At 66.3% G+C, this 17,074-nt stretch carries 13 protein-coding genes; 8 read left to right on the top strand and 5 right to left on the bottom strand.

Annotation, left to right across the window (positions count from 1 at the left end; genetic code table 11):
• Window positions 1-112: 112 nt before the first annotated feature.
• A complete protein-coding gene (locus ACRWQA_RS00360; protein ID WP_434229638.1) occupies window positions 113-1,171 on the bottom strand; it encodes a TRAP transporter substrate-binding protein in 1,059 nt (352 codons plus the stop codon).
• Between the two features lie 642 nt (window positions 1,172-1,813).
• Between ACRWQA_RS00360 and peaA the strand changes: the two genes are divergently transcribed.
• From peaA to ACRWQA_RS00330, 6 genes are all read left to right on the top strand, one after another.
• A complete protein-coding gene (peaA, locus tag ACRWQA_RS00355; RefSeq protein ID WP_434229670.1) occupies window positions 1,814-3,373 on the top strand; it encodes a quinohemoprotein amine dehydrogenase subunit alpha in 1,560 nt (519 codons plus the stop codon).
• Between the two features lie 21 nt (window positions 3,374-3,394).
• The gene (gene peaB, locus ACRWQA_RS00350) at window positions 3,395-4,822 is read left to right on the top strand and encodes a quinohemoprotein amine dehydrogenase maturation protein (protein WP_263581940.1); all 1,428 of its coding nucleotides are present in this window, start codon (window positions 3,395-3,397) and stop codon (window positions 4,820-4,822) included.
• Window positions 4,819-5,172 carry a quinohemoprotein amine dehydrogenase subunit gamma gene (qhpC, locus tag ACRWQA_RS00345; protein WP_263581939.1) on the top strand — a complete coding sequence of 118 codons (354 nt, stop codon included), beginning with the start codon at window positions 4,819-4,821 and terminating at the stop codon, window positions 5,170-5,172. The genes peaB and qhpC overlap by 4 nt, the downstream gene beginning before the upstream one ends.
• A gap of 11 nt (window positions 5,173-5,183) precedes the next feature.
• Window positions 5,184-6,272, top strand: coding sequence for a quinohemoprotein amine dehydrogenase subunit beta (peaD, locus tag ACRWQA_RS00340; protein ID WP_434229640.1), 1,089 nt, complete (start codon window positions 5,184-5,186; stop codon window positions 6,270-6,272).
• A 72-nt stretch (window positions 6,273-6,344) separates the two neighbouring features.
• Window positions 6,345-8,036 (top strand): ATP-binding cassette domain-containing protein, encoded by a 1,692-nt coding sequence (locus ACRWQA_RS00335; protein WP_434229641.1) that lies wholly within the window; start codon window positions 6,345-6,347, stop codon window positions 8,034-8,036.
• Window positions 8,027-8,686, top strand: coding sequence for a S8 family peptidase (locus ACRWQA_RS00330; RefSeq protein WP_434229643.1), 660 nt, complete (start codon window positions 8,027-8,029; stop codon window positions 8,684-8,686). Before ACRWQA_RS00335 ends, ACRWQA_RS00330 begins: the two co-directional genes overlap by 10 nt.
• Here ACRWQA_RS00330 and qhpG read toward each other — a convergent pair.
• The 3 genes from qhpG to ACRWQA_RS00315 all read right to left on the bottom strand — a co-directional run bounded on the left by qhpG (window position 8,611) and on the right by ACRWQA_RS00315 (window position 12,851).
• A complete protein-coding gene (qhpG, locus tag ACRWQA_RS00325) occupies window positions 8,611-9,960 on the bottom strand; it encodes a flavin-dependent monooxygenase QhpG (protein WP_434229644.1) in 1,350 nt (449 codons plus the stop codon). The two genes, ACRWQA_RS00330 and qhpG, sit on opposite strands and share 76 nt — an antisense overlap.
• Complete coding sequence (locus ACRWQA_RS00320; protein WP_434229645.1) at window positions 9,960-11,273, bottom strand: hypothetical protein; 1,314 nt, start codon at window positions 11,271-11,273, stop codon at window positions 9,960-9,962. The genes qhpG and ACRWQA_RS00320 overlap by 1 nt, the downstream gene beginning before the upstream one ends.
• A 93-nt stretch (window positions 11,274-11,366) precedes the next feature.
• Entirely contained in the window at window positions 11,367-12,851 is a 1,485-nt protein-coding gene (locus tag ACRWQA_RS00315; protein ID WP_434229646.1) for an aldehyde dehydrogenase family protein, read from the bottom strand.
• Between the two features lie 239 nt (window positions 12,852-13,090).
• Between ACRWQA_RS00315 and ACRWQA_RS00310 the strand changes: the two genes are divergently transcribed.
• A complete protein-coding gene (locus ACRWQA_RS00310; protein ID WP_434229647.1) occupies window positions 13,091-15,022 on the top strand; it encodes a sigma-54-dependent Fis family transcriptional regulator in 1,932 nt (643 codons plus the stop codon).
• A 117-nt stretch (window positions 15,023-15,139) separates the two neighbouring features.
• Window positions 15,140-16,504, top strand: coding sequence for a chromate efflux transporter (gene chrA, locus ACRWQA_RS00305; RefSeq protein WP_434229648.1), 1,365 nt, complete (start codon window positions 15,140-15,142; stop codon window positions 16,502-16,504).
• A 16-nt stretch (window positions 16,505-16,520) separates the two neighbouring features.
• On the opposite strand, the gene ACRWQA_RS00300 is transcribed toward chrA, so the two are convergent.
• Entirely contained in the window at window positions 16,521-16,946 is a 426-nt protein-coding gene (locus ACRWQA_RS00300) for a hypothetical protein (protein ID WP_434229650.1), read from the bottom strand.
• Window positions 16,947-17,074: the final 128 nt, after the last annotated feature.

The raw sequence follows: 17,074 nt of genomic DNA, 5'->3' as shown, positions 1-17,074 counted from the left end.
TATTTGACCGGAGTCAAAACAGAGCATTATTGGATACCATTATTTATACAACAAATTAATTAACGTATCGCATCAAAGGAAAGGGGGCGACATGATCGCCCCCGGAACTGGCTCACAGGAACTCTTGCGGCACCAGCGAGGCCACGCTCTCCTCCTCGGCGGCAGCGGCCAGTTGTTCATGGAAGTACTGCATGGCCGCCAGTCCATCGACGCCTCGGCTTTCGCTGACCGTTTCCGCCCACTCCTGGACCAAGGCATCGCTGATGTCGCGCAGAGTATCGAGGTCGCTGCCGTTGAGTTCGGTAAAGGTATGGCCGCGCTCTTCGGCGAAGGCCACGCCGCGCACGTCCACGGTATCCATCATGTAGCCGAACAGGCGCGACAGGCGCTCACCGGAGACCGCCTCGATCGCTTCACGATCCTCGGGCGAGATCCGGTCCCAGATCGTCGGATTGACCACGATGGTGAAGCTGCCGCGATAGAAGCCGCCATCCACCTTGAGGGTATGGGGGAAGACCTCCGCCACGCGGAAGCTGCGCAGCCCCTCCGGCACCAGCATCGCGCCGTCGATGACGCCTTGCGAGCCCGCCTCGTAGACGCTGGTGGGCGGCAGTGCCACACCGGTCAGCTCCAGGGCATTGGAGAGATCCCCCATCACCCCGCCACCGACCCGGATTCTCTTGCTCATCAAGTCATCGAGGGTGGAGTACTGCTCACGACTGAAGATCCAGCCCGGTCCATGCACGCCGGCTGCTACCACATCGACGCCTCGATGCTCACCGGCCTGGGCCAGGTGCTCCTGGTGCGTCCGCCAGTAGGCGGCAGAGGCGTGCTCGGAGGAGAAATCCTCAAAGGTGGGGAATTCCGGCAGCTTGGTCAGCTCGAAGCGGCCAGTGTTGTAGCCATGAAAAACCCAGGTAGCGTCGGCGATGCCATCGGCCACGATTTCCATCTGCGAGGCCGGTGGCCCCATGTCGTGCACCACGTCCAGGGTGACACGCCCCTCGGTAGCTTCCTCGATCCACGCCTTCCAGGTAGGCCAGACGATGGTATTGATGCCGTGGTTGGGCCCCGCCCAGGTACTGACGGTAATGGTGGTCTGGGCTTGGGCAGCAACACTCAGAGACGCGGCGGCCAAGGCGCCGATCAATAGGTTAGCGGTCTTGCGCATGGTCATTCCCTCCTTTCGCCACGGGGCGACGGTATTGGCATTGTTAGCGATGGTAGAGCCCACGTTATGACACGGAAAGTATACCTCTTGCTTCTCTTATTGAAACGCAATAATGAACGATGCTATCTCACACTGTCGAGCGCAACGACTTTTCCATCCAACGCCATCAGACATAAGTTGCAAGCCCAGGTAGAGCTACTTTCAGGTGGACGATCACGGGCAAGGGCCAGCATCGGCAAAATGCCTGCGACACGAGAAATCATGAGATAAAAGACACGAAGCCAATCATTGGCTTCAATGGATAGGTATCAGATCACCAGGCAAGCCGAAGGCAGGACGAACTCAAGCACTGCTGGCGGAGGGAGGAGCTACCAACGCAGACTGTGGGAGGCGAGGAAACCGAGTGTCTCAAGGCAAGACGCCACTGTCGCAGCTTGAAGCATCGCTCAGCCCCGCTAACCGGGAAAATGGCAAAGGAAAGCCCAAAGAAAAACCTTAAGATCTTGAAAATTAAATAATTTTTTCTGTCAGGCTCAGTGTGTGCAAGTGGAGGACAAAGGCACTACACCTCGACCCCGGTGCCGCCCGCGTCGACTGCAGGCGTGCATCAAGACAATAACAACGCGAGGAGAACTCCCCGTGATGAGACCAGCACTACCCGCTAGCCTGTGCGGCCTGGCCTTGCTGTTACCGGCCTTGGCCCAAGCCTCCCCCGGTAGCGAGGCCATCGATCGTTACTGTACCGCCTGCCACCAGTCCCAGGATGGCCCCGAGAACTGGAGCCGCATCAGCCAGCAGCGCAAGACCCCGGAGGGCTGGGACATGACGCTGGCGCGCATGCAGATCATGCATGGTCTGGAGTTACCCGCCGAGGCGCGCCGCGACATCGTCAAGTACCTGGCAGACACTCAGGGGCTCGCCCCTGAAGAGAGCGCCTCCCAGCGCGAGCTGATCGAGCGTCGGCTAAACCGCATCGAGTCCTTCGATCACCCCAGCTACCAGGAGATGTGTGCTCGCTGCCACACCGGCGGCCGCGCCCAGCTGCAGCAGCGCCCTCTGGAGGAGTGGGAGCACCTGGTGCACTTCCACGTGGGCCAGTTCCAGACCATCGAGTACCAGGCCATGGCCCGGGACCGGGACTGGTTGGACATTGCCCTGCACGAGATCGCCCCCTGGCTGGCCGAAACCCAGGGCCTTGAAAGCGAGGCCTGGGACACCTGGCAGGCGGCCGAGGCGGTTTCTCCCGAAGGCGACTGGCAGCTGTGGGGCCACTGGCCCGGCGAGGGCGAGTTCTATGCCGACGTGACCATCACCGCCGCCGCGGGCGAGGATGCCTACTCCATGCGTCTTGACGGCGCCTTTACCAACGGCCGCCCGCTGACCGGCGAGGGCCAGGCCATCGTCTATACCGGCTACGAGTGGCGCGCCAGCCTGAGCCTCAACGACCACGAATTCAAGCAGGTGCTGGACCTCTCCGGCGAGCGGCCCAGCGGACGCATCTTCGACGACCGCGACGAGGCCGTCGGCATGATGGTGGAAATGGTGCCCCGTGACGGGAACGAGCCCGGCCTGGTGGCCAGCCTTCCCGCCTCGCTGAAGGCCGGCGAGCGCAGCCGCCTGGTACTGCTGGGCCAGGGCCTTGACGAAGGTGAGATCAACCTCGGCGCGGACGTGACCGTGCGTGAGGTGGTGGAACGCAGCAACCACCGCCTGGTGCTGAACGTCGAGGCGAGCGCCGACCTGACCCCCGGTTGGCTGCCACTTCGTGTCGGCGGACAGACACACGAGCAGCTGCTCGCTGGCTACCGCCAGGTGGATCGCCTCGAGGTGAGTCCTCCTCTCGGCGTGGCACGTATCGGCAATGACAAGACCCCGCCGGTCAGCGGCGTCTTCAGCGCCATGGGTTATCTGGGTGAAGGCGTGGAGAGCATCCCCCTGGGCCAGGTGCCGGTACGCTGGAGCGTCGCCCCCTGGGACGAGGTCGCCGAGCGCGACGAGGACGCCAAGTTCGCCGGCGTGATGGACGCCGCCACCGGCATCTTCTCGCCGGCCGGTGCCGGGCCCAACCCGCTGCGCCAGTACAACGCCAACAGCGTGGGCAACCTTCGTGTCACCGCCAGCGTCTTGGGCCAGGAAGCCATACAGGACGAGGCCCAACTGATCGTTACCGTGCAGCGCTGGAACAATCCCCCGCTTCGCTGACACCAGAACCAGGAGATCATCATGGGAATCTTGCAAGCGATCCCCCAGAACCTGCATCGGGTGGAAGTGGAAGGCCAGCCGCTGTGGTTTCACATCCCTACCACCAGCCTGTTCGCCCCCGATGCCCTGAGCGAGGAGCTGCTGGCCCTGGCCGGGCGTGGCGAGGGGCTCGACAGTGGGGAACTGCCGGAAAACCTGACCCGCCGCGCCAGCGACGACGATATCCAGGCGCGCCTGGAGCAGCTCAAGGCGCTGAAGCTGATCACCGACGGCTCCGTCCAGGCCTACAACCCCAGCGTCAAGGTGGAGCAGTTCCCGCTCTCCACCGTGGTGCTCAACGTCAACACGGGCTGCAACCTGAGCTGCAGCTACTGCTACAAGGAAGACCTGGACAATCCTCGAGACGGCAAGAAGATGGCCTTGGCCACCGCCCAGGCCTCCATCGAGATGATGCTGCGCGAGGCTCCGCAGCGGGACCGCTACAACATCGTGTTCTTCGGTGGCGAACCGCTCAGCAACATGCCGCTGATCCGTCAGGTGGTCGACTGGGCCGAGGCGCGCATCCACGGGCTCGGCAAGGCGGTGGACTTCACCCTGACCACCAACGCCACCCTGCTCAGCGAGGAGAAGATCGCCTTCTTCGACGCCCACCGCTTCGGCCTGACGGTGAGCATGGACGGCCCCAAGGCGATCCACGACAAGAACCGCATCGCCGTCAACGGCCAGGGCACCTACGACCTGGTGGCCAAGCGTATCGCGCCGCTGCTGGCCAGTTACCGCTCGCGGCCGGTGGGCGCCCGGGTCACCCTGACCCGTGGCATCACCGACGTGGTCGGTATCCACGACCATCTGGTCAACGAGCTGGGCTTCGCCGAGGCGGGCTTCGCCCCGGTCACCTCCGGCGACATGGCCGCCTACAACCTCACCGCAGAGGAGCTCAAGCAGGTCTTCGACGGCATGGTCGAGCTCGGCGAGCGTGCAGTCGAGGCTGCCATCCAGGGCCGCGACATCGGCTTCGGCAACTTCAACCAGCTGCTCACCGATCTTTGGGAGGGGCGCAGCAAGGCGGTGCCCTGCGGCGCCGGGCTGGGGCTGGTGTCGGTCGACCATGCCGGCGACGTGCATCTCTGTCATCGCTTTACCGGCTCCGAGATGCCCACCTTCGGCAGTGTTAGCGAGGGGCTCGACCACGCCGGCCTCAAGCAGTTCATCGAGGCCAGGAGCGACCGCTCCGAGCGCGGCTGCAGCAACTGCCGCATCCGCAACCTCTGCTCCGGGGGCTGCTACCACGAGAGCTACGCCCGCTACGGCGATGTCATGACCCCCACCTACCACTACTGCGATCTGATGCGCGACTGGGTCGACTTCGGCATCCAGGCCTATGCCCGCATCCTGCGTCACAACCCCGATTTTCTCGACGGCCCCCTGGCCGGGAGGCAGAGCGCATGACTCATAACAAGAAGAGCTTGACCGAGCTGGGGCTGGCGCCCCTCAACCGCAAGGCCCGCGAGATGGAGCGGGCCGCGACCCCGGAGGCCCTGGAAGAGGTCCAGGCCATGCAGACCATTGCCGGCTGTACCTCCAGCTTCGACCCGGGCTGGGAGGTGGACCCCTTCGGCGGCGTGGCCTCGCTGTGCCAGCCCATGGAGGCAGACCTCTACGGCTGCGCCGACCCCTGCTGGTGGCCCGCCCAGGTGCCGGACACCATGAACACCTACCCCCGCTGGGGGGACGGGGCCGACCGTGCCGAGGATGACTGGCGCAAGCTCGACAGCGTCTACCCGGGAGGCGAGAAGTGATGAAAAGCTCCGTGACGAAACGACTCAACCTGGCCCTGGCGGGCCTGCTGGCTCTCTCGGCCCAACCGCTTCTTGCCACTGAGACCGGTACCGGCGAGGCGCGCGAGTACCTGGTGACCATGGCTCACCCCAACCAGCTCTACGTGATCGACCCCGAGGCCCGGGAGGTGGTGCGCAGCTGCGATGTGGAGGGCGACTTCGGCTCCGGCACCCTGCAGCTCTCGCCGGACGAGCGCATCGCCTATGTGCTGCACAACCGCTGGGAGGACGTGGTGGGCATCGATCTCACCAGCTGCGAGGAGGTGTTCCGCGCCCGGCAGTCCGAGGGCGACGTGCGCGCCAAGGTGCTCGCCTCACTGGCAGTGAGCCCAGACGGTAGCCGCCTCTACACGGTGCAGGATCGGGTACGTCTCCACCGCGATCGCTACGAGGTACTGGAACCGCAGCTGGCGGTCTATGACACCTCGGCGGGCCTCGACGCCAAGCCCCTGGCTACCTTCCCCGCTCCGCGCCAGGTCACCACCATGGGCGCCGCCGCAGATGGCTACCTCTACCTTGCCGGAGCCGACATCTACCGGGTCGACCCGCAGAACGGCGACACCGAGATCGCCATCGCCAACCGCAACTGGGATCGCCCCGACTTCAGTCCTCCCGACTCCCTGGCGATGTGGTCCATCGGCGAGGTCACGGACGAGCTCGTGCGTCCCTACACGGTGGCGGAGAGTCCCGGCGAGGAGAACGAGGCCTGGCACTGGGGCATCAGCCGGATCGACCTGACCAGCGGCGAGACCGAGACCAAGGAGATCGCTCCCTTCGAGTTCATCATCTTCTCCATGGTCTCGGATCCCCGGGAGCGCGACGTCTTCTACGGCGTCTACACCCAGCTCAGCAAGCTGGATGCCAGAACGCGGGAGATTGTCCGGGTGATCGACCTCGACCACACCTACTATGTCATCAATACCTCCTACGACGGCTCGCGCATCTATGTGGGCGGTGCCTCCAGCGATATCGCCATCTACGATGACGACTTCAACGACCTGGGACGCATCCGCCTGCCCGGTGACATGAGCACGGCAACGCTGAAGGTGGCACGCTTCTAGATTGCCGCGGCGTAGTGCTCTTTGGCCGGGGCTCCCCGAGAGTCGCCGGCCACTTTCGCTGAGGAGATGCCGATGAGCGAGCCTGAGACGTCCCGGTCGCTGCCTTGGAGCTGGCTCTACCACCCGCTCAGGGTGCGGCGTCCGGCGCTCGTGCGGCTGCTGGCGCTGAGCCTGGTGGCTACCCTGCTTGCGCTATTGCCCCCGCTGCTCACCCAGCGACTGATCGATCACGGCCTGATGCAGGGCGACTTCACCACGGTGGCTGCCTATGTCGGCGCCCTGGTAGCGGTAGGGCTCGCTGCGTTGGGCCTGCAGGGACTGACGCGCCTTCAGCATGTGGCGCTCTCCGCCCGGCTCCTGCTGTCGCTGCGCCGCTCCCTGCTGCGCCATCTGCTGCGCCTGGCCCCCGCCCGTTGGCAGGCCCGGGGGCGGGGCGACCTGATGAGCCGTCTCGACGGCGACCTGTCGATCCTCCAGGGCTTTGCCCTGGACGGCCTGCTCAGCGGGCTCTCCAACCTGCTGGGGCTGGTGGGCGCACTGGCCATGATCGGCTTCTTCAGCCCCATGCTGATGGTTCTGGTGGCACTGCTGGTGCCGATCCAGTGGCTGTGGCTGCGTGCCTGGCGCCCGGCGCTGACCCGCCGCCAGCAGGCGCTCAGAGAGCAGAGCGGCGATATCTCCGGCTTCTGGCAGGACACCCTCGCGCATGGCCCCTGGTTCCAGGGCCAGGCCTTGGAGGCCTCGCGGCTCAACCGCCTCCAGGGGCTCGGCCACGAGCAGCTGAGGCGCCTGCTGGCAGTCCGCTGGGTGGGTTTCCTCAGCGACCTGGGACCCCAGTTGATCCTCTCCCTTGCCCGGGCCGGCCTGCTGCTGCTGGGCGGCTACCTGGTAACCCAGGGGCGCTTGCAGCTCGGCGAGCTGGTGGCCCTGCTGGCCTATCTCGGCATGGTAATGGCGCCCATCGGCGGCCTGCTCGGGCTCTACGGGGGGTGGCAGCGAGCCCGGGTCAGCGCGACTCGTCTCGCCGAACTCTTCGCCGAACCCACCATGAGCGATCCCTACCGGGGCGCGCTGCCATCGGGGCCCGGGGCGCTTCGTCTGGAAGGGGTACGTTTCCGCCATTCGGGACTGGCCGACTGGCTGCTGGACGGTGTCGACCTCACGCTTGCGCCGGGCCGCAAGGTGCTCATCGACGGCCCCTCGGGAGCCGGCAAGAGCAGCCTGATCCGTCTGCTGTTGGGCTTGGAAACACCCGAGGCGGGCGAGATCCACGTGGATGGCGTACCGCTCCCCGCGCTCTCCCGCCGCCACTGGTTGAAGCAGGTTGCCTGGGTGGAACAGCACCCCAGCCTGCTGCGCGGCAGTCTGGCGGAAACCCTGCGCGCCCTGGCCCCCGAGGCCAGCGACGGCGAACTGCGCGAGGTGCTGGCGCGGGTAGGCCTGGCCGACTGGCTGGCCACCCTGCCGGAGGAGCTGGACAGCGAGCTGGGCGACCTCGGCGGCAAGGTCTCCGGTGGCCAACGGGCGAGACTGGCCCTGGCCCGGGCACTGCTCAAGCGGCCGCGCCTGGTGCTGCTGGACGAGCCCACCGCGGCCCTGGATCCCGAGGCCGCGCGGGCCTTCGATATCCTGCTCGACGAAGTGCTGGGCGATACCACCCGGCTGATCATCAGCCACCAGGGGGGGCACTTCAGTAACCTGGATGCCCGTTATCATCTCCGAGGAGGACGGCTGATCGTCATGGAGGCGGCAGCATGCTCCTGACGCCGACCTTGGGCGTAATCGATAGCGGCGTGCCGACAGGCACCGCCCTGGCACGCTTCCACTCTTCCCGCGACGGCCCCGAGGATCGCCTGGGTCATGGTCGTACCATCTTCGCTACCCTGGGCCATTACCTGCCCCTCACACGGCTGGAAATTGCCCTCTACAAACTCTTCGAGGAGCGTCTGACTGCCAATGCTGCCTCCCTGGCAGCGGCCTTCGAGTGGCAGGCCGAGGCACCCCCGGCCTGGCTGCTGTGCAGCCTGGGCCTGCCCCGTGCCGACGAGCGGCTGCAGGTGGCGGTGGAACGCCTACAGGCCGCGGGAACACGGATCGTTGCCGCGAGCCCACGTTTCGGGGCGCCGGTCTATCCGGCGGCCTGGCCCGGGGTGTTGGCAGTCAGCGGTGCCGCGGGCTTGCCGCCCGGCCCACCGCGCCAGGGCCATGACGGACGCTGGTACGCCTGCGTCTGGGGAGCTCGGGAAACGGCCTGGCAGCCCTGGATGATGGGTCCAGCACCACCAGGAACACCGCCGCCCCTGGGCGGTGCCAGCTTCGCCGCGGCCCACGCCTTGGGCTATTGGCTGACGGAGTCGGCCGGCGAAACGGCAGTGGCAGGGGTTACAGCCGGCAACGCCGGCCAATCAAGGTGATCCGACCACCAACGGCTCACCGCAGGGGCCGCAGAACCCGCCTCGGCCAGTAGCGCAGCCACCCGGGCGCTATCCTCGGCCTGCATGCCCCCGACCAGCGGCGCCAGGGCCACTCCTGCCACCGCCTGGATCCCCAAGGGCTGATCCGGGGTAAAGACGAGGTCCCGCTCGGCCAGGCGGGTGCCGACGACAGCCAGCCCGCGGCCGACCCGAACGTGTGCCCAAGGCTCCGGCACGTGCAGCGGCCGGAGATCGGGCCAGTGGCAGCGCGCCGCCCAGTAGGGGGCGGGGTCGGCAGCCATGGCCTGGCGATAGAAGTCCCGCCCGGCCCGCGCGAAGCGCCAGTACTGGGCGTCCTGACGCCGCTGGTGGAAACGCTCCAGAGGGGCGAGGCTGGCTCCTTCAACCAGGCTATTGAGAACCGGCGCCAGGCCATGGGCAGAGGAGAGCGCATTGAAGATGCCCTGGCCGGAGAGGGGATCGATGGCCATGGCAGCGTCCCCTAGCCGCCACACTCGACCCTCCCGCACGCGGGTGCGCCCCAGCATGCTGGGGCGCTGATAGTGATGCTGGATGGGGCTCTCGCCCCAGAGTTCCGCCAAGGCCGGCTGAGCCGCCAGCCAGACGGCCGGATCGCGGCGAGCCAGCGTCAGGGTCGGTTCCGGTAACGCCAGCTGCAGGTACTGCTGGCCGGAAAGGCGCGACCACCAGGCCCAACCGCCATCGGGCAGCGACAAGGCGGCGCTGGCCGGCGCGACCTCCGCGGCCTCGCCGCGCAGGATCCAGGCCGGAACCGACCAAGGAGCAGTGTCGCGAAAATGGTGCCGCGCCGCCGCCCTGCCTCGCGCCTCCACGCCCCAGTCGGCCATCAGCACCCGGCCGTCCGCCAGGGTGAGCCGCACTTTCTCGCCACTGCTGGCGAGTCCGCTTATACGCCCCTCGATCACGGTGATGCCGGCTGCGCGCAGGTCCTCCAGCAGGGCTGCGTCGAAATCGGGCCGGGGCAGCAGCCACTCGGCATTGGGCGCCCGCGCTTCGCCCGCCCAGGTAACCCGGCGCGGCAAGGGCCCCACTGCATGGGCGGCGGCCCGAGCCAACCCCAGGCCCTGCAGGGCCTGAAGGCTTCGGCGTGAGATACCTTCGATGGCACGATAATCGCGGCAGCGGCTTACCAGGGTGACCCGCCGGCCGGCGCGATGCAGCAACATCGCCAAGGCGGCCCCGGCAGGGCCGCCTCCGGCGATCAGCACCTCGCTGGCCGCGTCATGGTTCATCAGAAGAAAACCCCCACCAGCAGCTGGGCATAGAAGGACGTATCGTCATCGCCAAGCTGGGTGCCGCCCTGCTCCGCGCTTCTGTCGGGGGCGTACCAGCCCAGCAGCGGCGAGACATAGAGCCAGTCGGTGGGCAGCCACTCGAGATAGAGGTTGTACTCCCGGCCGCCCATGTCGGGCTGGTCGACGGTATCGCGGCTGGAGAAGTCGTAGGCCAGCAGCCCCAGGTTCAGGCTCTCGTTGACCGAGCCCTCCAGGCCCAGCCGCCAGACCTCGGCATTGCTGTTGAAGGGGCCGGCGTAGTTGGCCGCCACCTCGCCCTGGAACCAGGTGCCATAACCACGAGTGGCGCCGAAGAAGAGCGGATCCCAGCCCTCGGAGAAGCGGCTGTAGCGCAGCGACAGGGTAGGCTGGCCGGGCAGTTCGCTGAAGGTCCATGCCGGCTCAACGGCCCAGGCATTCTCACGGGTGTCCTTGCGCTGGTGGGCGAGCTCGCCGCGCAGGCTCAACGCCTCGTCCAGCAGGCGCTGCTCGACGCGCAGCCCATAGACGTCCATGCCATCGCGCTGGGCCAGGAACTCGTCGGCCTGGGCCTCGTCGACGCCCAGGCCACGCAGGTAGGTGGCCTCCACCAGGCCGCTGCCGTGATCGTGAGACAGGGTCAGCGCGGCCATCTCGGTACTGGCCTGGGCCGTGTTGTCCGATTCGAACCAGGCCAGTTGGCCCTGCCAGCCCTCGCGACCCAACGTCACCATGGCGGTGCGGTCAAAGGCCTGTCGCCCGGCCAGATAGTAGGCACCGCCGCGGTCCAGCTCGTCACCCAGGGCGTCCCCCAGGCTGGTGGCATCGCCTGCCACCAGGAAGCCGTCACCAAGGGTGATCGGCTGGCGCCCGGCGGACACATCCAGGCGCCAGGGCGAGCCCGGATCGCCCAGCGACTCGCTGCGGTAGCCAAGGAAGGCGTCCTCCAGCTCCAGCTCGCGCTCGTTGCCGGAAGTGAAGCCGGCGGCATCGCCATCCCCCCAGGTGGCGGTGCCCACGGTGCTGACCCGGCCATAGAGGCCGCCCTCCTTGGGGTTGAGTTCGGCGCCCAGGGTCAGCACACCCTCCTGCCAGCGGTAGCGGCGCGCCTCGGCCGCCCCGTTGGCATAGCCCCGATCGCTATGGAAAGCGCCCAGCAGCGCCTGGATGTCGATGTCCACCGTGGAGTGGCCGAGATCGGCCATCTCGTAGCCATGAGCAGGCAGGGTGGCGGCCAGCAGCATACCGCCCAGCGTCCCGCACAGACGTGGTGAGGTGTTGTTCTTGTTCATTCTCTTCCCCTTGCATGGAAGGGCCCCGACCGGTGTCAGGGCCCGGTTGCCTCAAACGACCTATCTCAAACGAACTAGCTCCAACGACCTATCTCAAACGATCATGACGACGGACTTCTGCTCGATGTAATGCTCGATCAAGGAGTCGCTGAGCTCGCGACCGATACCCGACTGCTTGAAGCCACCGAAGGGCATGCAGGCATCCAGCAGGTTATGGCCATTGACCCAGACGCTGCCGGCCTCGATCTCCGGCACCAGGCGATTGACTGCCGAGAGGTCGTTGGACCAGATACTGGCGGCCAATCCGTAGGGCGAATCGTTGGCCAGGGTCACCAGCTCGTCCAGCTCACGAAAAGTCTGCACAACCACTACCGGACCGAAGATCTCCTCCTGCACGCAGCGGCTGTCCTGCGCCAGGCCGGTGATCACCGTGGGCTCGACGAAGTAGCCGGTATCGCGCCCCGTGCCGCCGCCAGTCACGATAATACCGCCGTCGCCGCGTGCCTGATCGATATAATCGAGCACGCGCTTCTGCTGCTTGGCGGAGACCAGCGGGCCAAGGGTAGAGGCTGGTTCCCAGCCCGGCGCCAGGGTCAGGCCTTGGGCCTGCTCGGCGAGCCTGGCGACGAAAGCGTCGTGGATCGACTCGTGAACATAGATCCGCGAGCCGGCGGTGCACACCTGGCCCTGATTGAAGAAAATCGCCTGGGCGGCGCCGGCGGCAGCGCCCTCGACATCCGCATCGGCCAGCACCATCACCGGTGACTTGCCGCCCAGTTCCAGGGTGGTGCGGGTCAGGTTCTCCATCGCGGCATGGCCGATCTGCTTGCCTACCGGTGTGGAGCCGGTGAAGGCTACCTTGTTGATGCCAGGGTGACCGGCCAGGGCCGCACCCGCTTCATGGCCTAGCCCGGTGACGACATTGAACGTGCCGGCAGGAAAACCCACCTGCTCGACCAGCTCGGCCAGCAACAGGGCCGTGAGCGGAGTGTCCTCGGCGGGCTTGAGCACGATGCTGCAGCCGGCGGCCAGCGCTGGCGCCACCTTCCAGGCCGCCATCAGCAGCGGGAAGTTCCACGGAATGATCGCCCCCACCACACCGATGGGCTCGCGCCGGGTATAGGCGACGATCTGCTTGTCGTCAGGCACGAAGGGCATCGAGGGCGTCATGCTGCGCCCCTCGATCTTGGTGGCCCAACCGGCGGTGTAGCGAATGAAATCGATGGCCAGGTTCACATCCATATGCCGCGAGAAGGTTACCGGCTTGCCGTTGTCCAGCGTCTCGAGCAGGGCGAAGTCGTCGGCGCGCGCCTCCAGGGCATCGGCGAGATCCAGCAGCAACTTCTCGCGCCTCGCCGGTCGCGACTTGCGCCAGTCGCGAAAGGCCTCCCGGGCCGCACCAACCGCAGCGTCGATATCGGCGGCATCGCCCGCTGGAACCCGACTGATCACCTCGGCAGTAGCGGGGTTGTAGACGTCCAGGGTTCGCCCGCTGGCAGCGGGAAGCCACTCTCCACCGATGAAATGGGCGTGGCTCTTGTCCAGCCAGGACTGGATAGTGCTGGAGAGCTGCGTCATGGTTGTGCTCCTATGGGGCTGAATTATGATTGTCGGAAGACCATGCCAGGCGCCGCAGGGTCTTATGACGTCTCCAGCAAAGTGTTAGCAAGCCCCGTGCCATCTGAAACCGAACAGAACAAACATAATATTATCAGCGAGTTGTGGAACACCTTGGTAATCGCAGCAGCGCGGTCGCGTCGCCGGACACGACGGCTGTCGCATCCTGGGACAGTTCGCCGACTCGCTGGGAGAGGCCCATGAACACCAGAGCCGCCCTGAGAACCCCCGACGTGATCCGCCAAGCCCGTGAGCATCTGAGCCGTGGCCAGTTGCCAATGGATCTGCTCGATGCCAGCATCGGCCGTTCCTGGCAGCGCTGCCTGGAACATGGCCTTAGCCCGGGCATTCGGCTCGACCTGCCGCGACTCGACAGTCGCGAATTGCGCCTCCAATGCGAGCAGCATCGCCACCTTATCGAACTGGCCGACCCTCTGGTCAGCCAGATGACCGAGGATCTGCGCGGCTGCCAGCTGCTGCTCGCCACCCCGGATGCCACCATACTGAAAAGCTACGGTCGCAATTTCGTCATCGACGAACGTCTACGCATCGGGGCAGGCATCAACCTGGACGAACGCCGGTTCGGTACCAATGCGCCGGCCCTGGCGCTTATCGAACGGGCCCCGGTACTGGTCAAGTCCTGCGAGCATCTGCTGTTCCCCGACAACCCGGTCTCCTGCGTGGCCGCCCCGCTGTTCGACCTCAGCGGTGACTGCCTGGGCCTGATCGACCTCACCTTCGAGGCCAACCATCCGCGACCCGAGATTTTCCTGCGCCGGGTACAGCAGCTCACCGGGGCACTGGAGCAGCGGCTCTTCCTCCACCATTACCAGCAGCGCTGGATACTTCAGGTGCACGCCTCGCTGGCGAAACTGGACAGCGTGAGCTGCGGCCTGGTGGCGATCAACGATGCCGGCTTGATACTGGCGGTGGATACTCAGGCCGCTCAGTGGCTGGAGCATACCGCCGCCTCTCTGGTCGGACGCTCGATCGAGGAGCTATTGGGCAGCCCCTGGCCGACATTTCAGCAGCAGTGCGAAGGGCAGTCGGAACTCCTGGGCCTGGAGCTGACCGGCGGCCGGCTATTCGGTCGTCTCAATCCTCCCGAGCAGTGGCAGCCGGCCGAGGTCGTTCGCGTACCGTCTCCGCAACCCGCCACGACACCTGTTGGCCGACAATTGGACGACCTGATAGCGGGCTGGCCCACACCCTTGGTTCGGGAGGCACACCGCGCCGCACGAGCCCTGTCCGCGGGCTTGCCGGTACTGCTACAGGGTGAAACCGGGACCGGCAAGGAGCAACTGGCCCAGGCGCTGCACGCCAGCCTGGGTGGACAACGACCTTTCGTAGCGCTCAACTGCGCAGCGCTGCCCGAGAGCCTGATCGAAGCGGAGCTGTTCGGCTACGGCGACGGTGCCTTCACCGGGGCCCGCAAGGGAGGTTACGGCGGTCGCCTGGTGCAGGCCAATGGCGGCACCCTGTTGCTCGACGAGATCGGCGACATGCCCCTGGCGCTACAGGCCCGGCTGCTGCGGGTGCTACAGGAGCGGGTGGTGACACCGCTCGGTGATCACCGCGAGGTGCCCATCGACTGCCGCGTAATCGCCGCCAGCCATCGCGACCTGGAGGCTCTGGTGGCGGCCGGTGACTTCCGCGAAGATCTCTTCTATCGTCTGGCCGGGGTGGTCGTGGAGCTTCCCACCCTTGACGAGCAAGCCGATCTCGCAGGCCGGATTCGTGAACGCTGGAATTCGCTGTGCCATCGCCATGGCCGCGACGTGATCCTGGATGAAAGCCTGGTCGAACGTCTGGCCGCTTACCCATGGCCCGGCAACTGGCGGGAGCTGGAACACTGCCTGGAGGCTGCCCTGGTGGGCACCGAAACGCAGTGCCACCGCCTGACCCTGGAAGGGCTCTCGCCGCGCTGGCAGCGCAAACTTCAGGCAAGCGTCACCGGCAGCCCCACGGCTGCACCGAAAGCGACAGAGGAGCTCACCGGAGGTCCTCAAGTGCTGCGTGAGTTGGAGCATAACCATATGGTACGCACCCTCGAGGCCCACGGCGGCAACATGACTGCCGCCGCTCGCGCTCTCGGCATCAGCCGCTCGACGCTCTACCGACGGCTGGGGTAGTTCTCTTTGGTGCTAGCACTACTGCGGGAATGGGCGGGCATACATCACGACGCCGTCATCCCCAGCAGTTAGGATAGGCTTGGCCTCGACTCGAGCCCTGCCCTGACTGGAGACAGCATGCCACCGCCCCTGCCCCACGACGTTCCCTTTCGCGAGGCCGTTCACGTCTGGCTGCGCATTGCACTACTCAGCTTCGGCGGCCCCGCCGGGCAGATAGCGGTGATGCATCGCATCCTGGTCGAGGAGAAACGCTGGATCGGCGAGCATCGCTTCCTGCACGCGCTCAACTACTGCATGCTGCTGCCGGGGCCTGAGGCGCAGCAGCTGGCGATCTATATCGGCTGGCTGATGCATCGCACCAAGGGCGGGCTGCTGGCCGGCACGCTGTTCGTGCTGCCCGGTTTCATTGCCATTCTGGCGCTCAGCTACCTGTATGCCGCGCTGGGCAACGTGGGCATGGTGGAGGGGTTGTTCTTCGGGTTGAAAGCGGCGGTGCTGGCCATCGTCATCAATGCGGTGGTGCGCATCGGCAAGCGCGCCCTGCGCAACAATGTGATGCTGGGCATTGCCGCAGCCGCCTTCGTGGCGATCTTCTTTCTCGATATCGCCTTCCCGCTGATCATCCTGGGCGCGGCGCTGATCGGTTTCGTCGGCGGCAAGGCCGGCTCGCCGCTGTTTCGTGTCGGCGGCGGCCATGGCGCGGAGGGGGCGAACGGCCTGGCCGACGGCGATTCCCTGCTGGGCGCCGAATTACCCGACCACGCGCGGCCCAACCGTGCCTGGTCGCTGAAAGTATCGGGCATCTGCCTGACGCTGTGGCTGACGCCGGTGGCTCTGCTGCTGCTGACGCTGGGGCCGGACAACGTGTTCAGTCAGATCGCCACCTTCTTCAGCCAGATGGCGGTGGTGACCTTCGGCGGCGCCTACGCGGTGCTGAGCTACGTGGCCCAGGCCGCGGTACAGAGCTACGGCTGGCTGGCACCGGGCGAGATGCTCGACGGCCTGGGCATGGCCGAGACCACCCCCGGCCCGCTTATCCAGGTGGTGCAGTTCGTCGGCTTCATGGGTGCCTTTCGCGAGGCCGCCCCCCTCGATCCCTGGCTGGCCGCCACCCTGGCGGCAATCCTCACCACCTGGGTCACCTTCGTGCCCTGCTTCCTGTGGATCTTCCTCGGCGCCCCCTACGTGGAGCGCCTGCGCGACAATGCCGCGCTGAGTGGCGCCATGACCGCGATCACCGCTGCGGTAGTGGGCGTGGTGCTCAACCTGGCGGTGTGGTTCGGCCTGCATGTGGTATTCGCCGAGGTAGGCGAATGGCGCGGCGCGGGGCTGCGCCTGTTGATTCCCGACGTCGCCAGCCTGGACGTGGCCGCCCTGGCCCTCTCGGTGGCCGCCCTGCTGGCGATCTTCCGCTTCGGCATGGGCATGCTCAAGGTGTTGGGTGCCTGCGCCCTGGCCGGCATGCTGCTGGCCCTGCGGTAAACCGCCGGCCGGTGCGTCAGGCGGTCTCGGCCAGCCGCTCGAAGGCCGCTGCGTTGGGGCAGAAGGCGCGGCATTCGTCGATCCCGGCGTCGCGGCGCATGGCACCCCAGCAGTGGCCGGCCACCGGGCAGGCGTTGCAGTTGCCGCGCAAGCTCGGGTAGCTGGCATGCCCGGCGACGCTGGCCTGATCGAGACCGAAGCGCTGCAGCATGACCGGCATCAGGGTCTCGGCCGGGACGAAGGCGCGAAAGCCGCCGCGATCGAGATGGCGTGCCATCTCACGTTCGAAGGCGGGCTCCAGCGGCGTCTCGAGATCCCGGAGCATCTCGCTATAGACCTGCGGCGATTCCGTCTCGATCTCGCGTACCAGCCGCCGCGTGGAGGCGCGGTAGCTGCCCTCGCAGAGACGGTGCCACCATGAGTTCCTGGATGCCTGGTTCATGCTGCCTCTCCTTCCCGGTGTGTTTTCCCCAGTATCGTTCTCCCACCGCGGGACAGCATTGACGGAGGTCAAAATAGTTTCATTTGAAACTTAAAATGTGCCTACCCATAACGCAGCGAGCGCGGCTG

Source organism: Billgrantia sp. C5P2 (genome assembly GCF_051062895.2).
Note: the sequence above shows the minus strand (reverse complement) of the source record. Positions and strands in the feature narration are given on the sequence as shown.

What these genes read in the sequence shown, in the direction of transcription:
- ACRWQA_RS00360 (WP_434229638.1), bottom strand. Translation starts at nt 1,171, where the DNA reads ATGCGCAAGACCGCTAACCTATTGATCGGCGCCTTGGCCGCCGCGTCT.
- peaA (WP_434229670.1), top strand. Translation starts at nt 1,814, where the DNA reads ATGAGACCAGCACTACCCGCTAGCCTGTGCGGCCTGGCCTTGCTGTTA.
- peaB (WP_263581940.1), top strand. Translation starts at nt 3,395, where the DNA reads ATGGGAATCTTGCAAGCGATCCCCCAGAACCTGCATCGGGTGGAAGTG.
- qhpC (WP_263581939.1), top strand. Translation starts at nt 4,819, where the DNA reads ATGACTCATAACAAGAAGAGCTTGACCGAGCTGGGGCTGGCGCCCCTC.
- ACRWQA_RS00335 (WP_434229641.1), top strand. Translation starts at nt 6,345, where the DNA reads ATGAGCGAGCCTGAGACGTCCCGGTCGCTGCCTTGGAGCTGGCTCTAC.
- ACRWQA_RS00330 (WP_434229643.1), top strand. Translation starts at nt 8,027, where the DNA reads ATGCTCCTGACGCCGACCTTGGGCGTAATCGATAGCGGCGTGCCGACA.
- qhpG (WP_434229644.1), bottom strand. Translation starts at nt 9,960, where the DNA reads ATGAACCATGACGCGGCCAGCGAGGTGCTGATCGCCGGAGGCGGCCCT.
- ACRWQA_RS00320 (WP_434229645.1), bottom strand. Translation starts at nt 11,273, where the DNA reads ATGAACAAGAACAACACCTCACCACGTCTGTGCGGGACGCTGGGCGGT.
- ACRWQA_RS00315 (WP_434229646.1), bottom strand. Translation starts at nt 12,851, where the DNA reads ATGACGCAGCTCTCCAGCACTATCCAGTCCTGGCTGGACAAGAGCCAC.
- ACRWQA_RS00310 (WP_434229647.1), top strand. Translation starts at nt 13,091, where the DNA reads ATGAACACCAGAGCCGCCCTGAGAACCCCCGACGTGATCCGCCAAGCC.
- chrA (WP_434229648.1), top strand. Translation starts at nt 15,140, where the DNA reads ATGCCACCGCCCCTGCCCCACGACGTTCCCTTTCGCGAGGCCGTTCAC.
- ACRWQA_RS00300 (WP_434229650.1), bottom strand. Translation starts at nt 16,946, where the DNA reads ATGAACCAGGCATCCAGGAACTCATGGTGGCACCGTCTCTGCGAGGGC.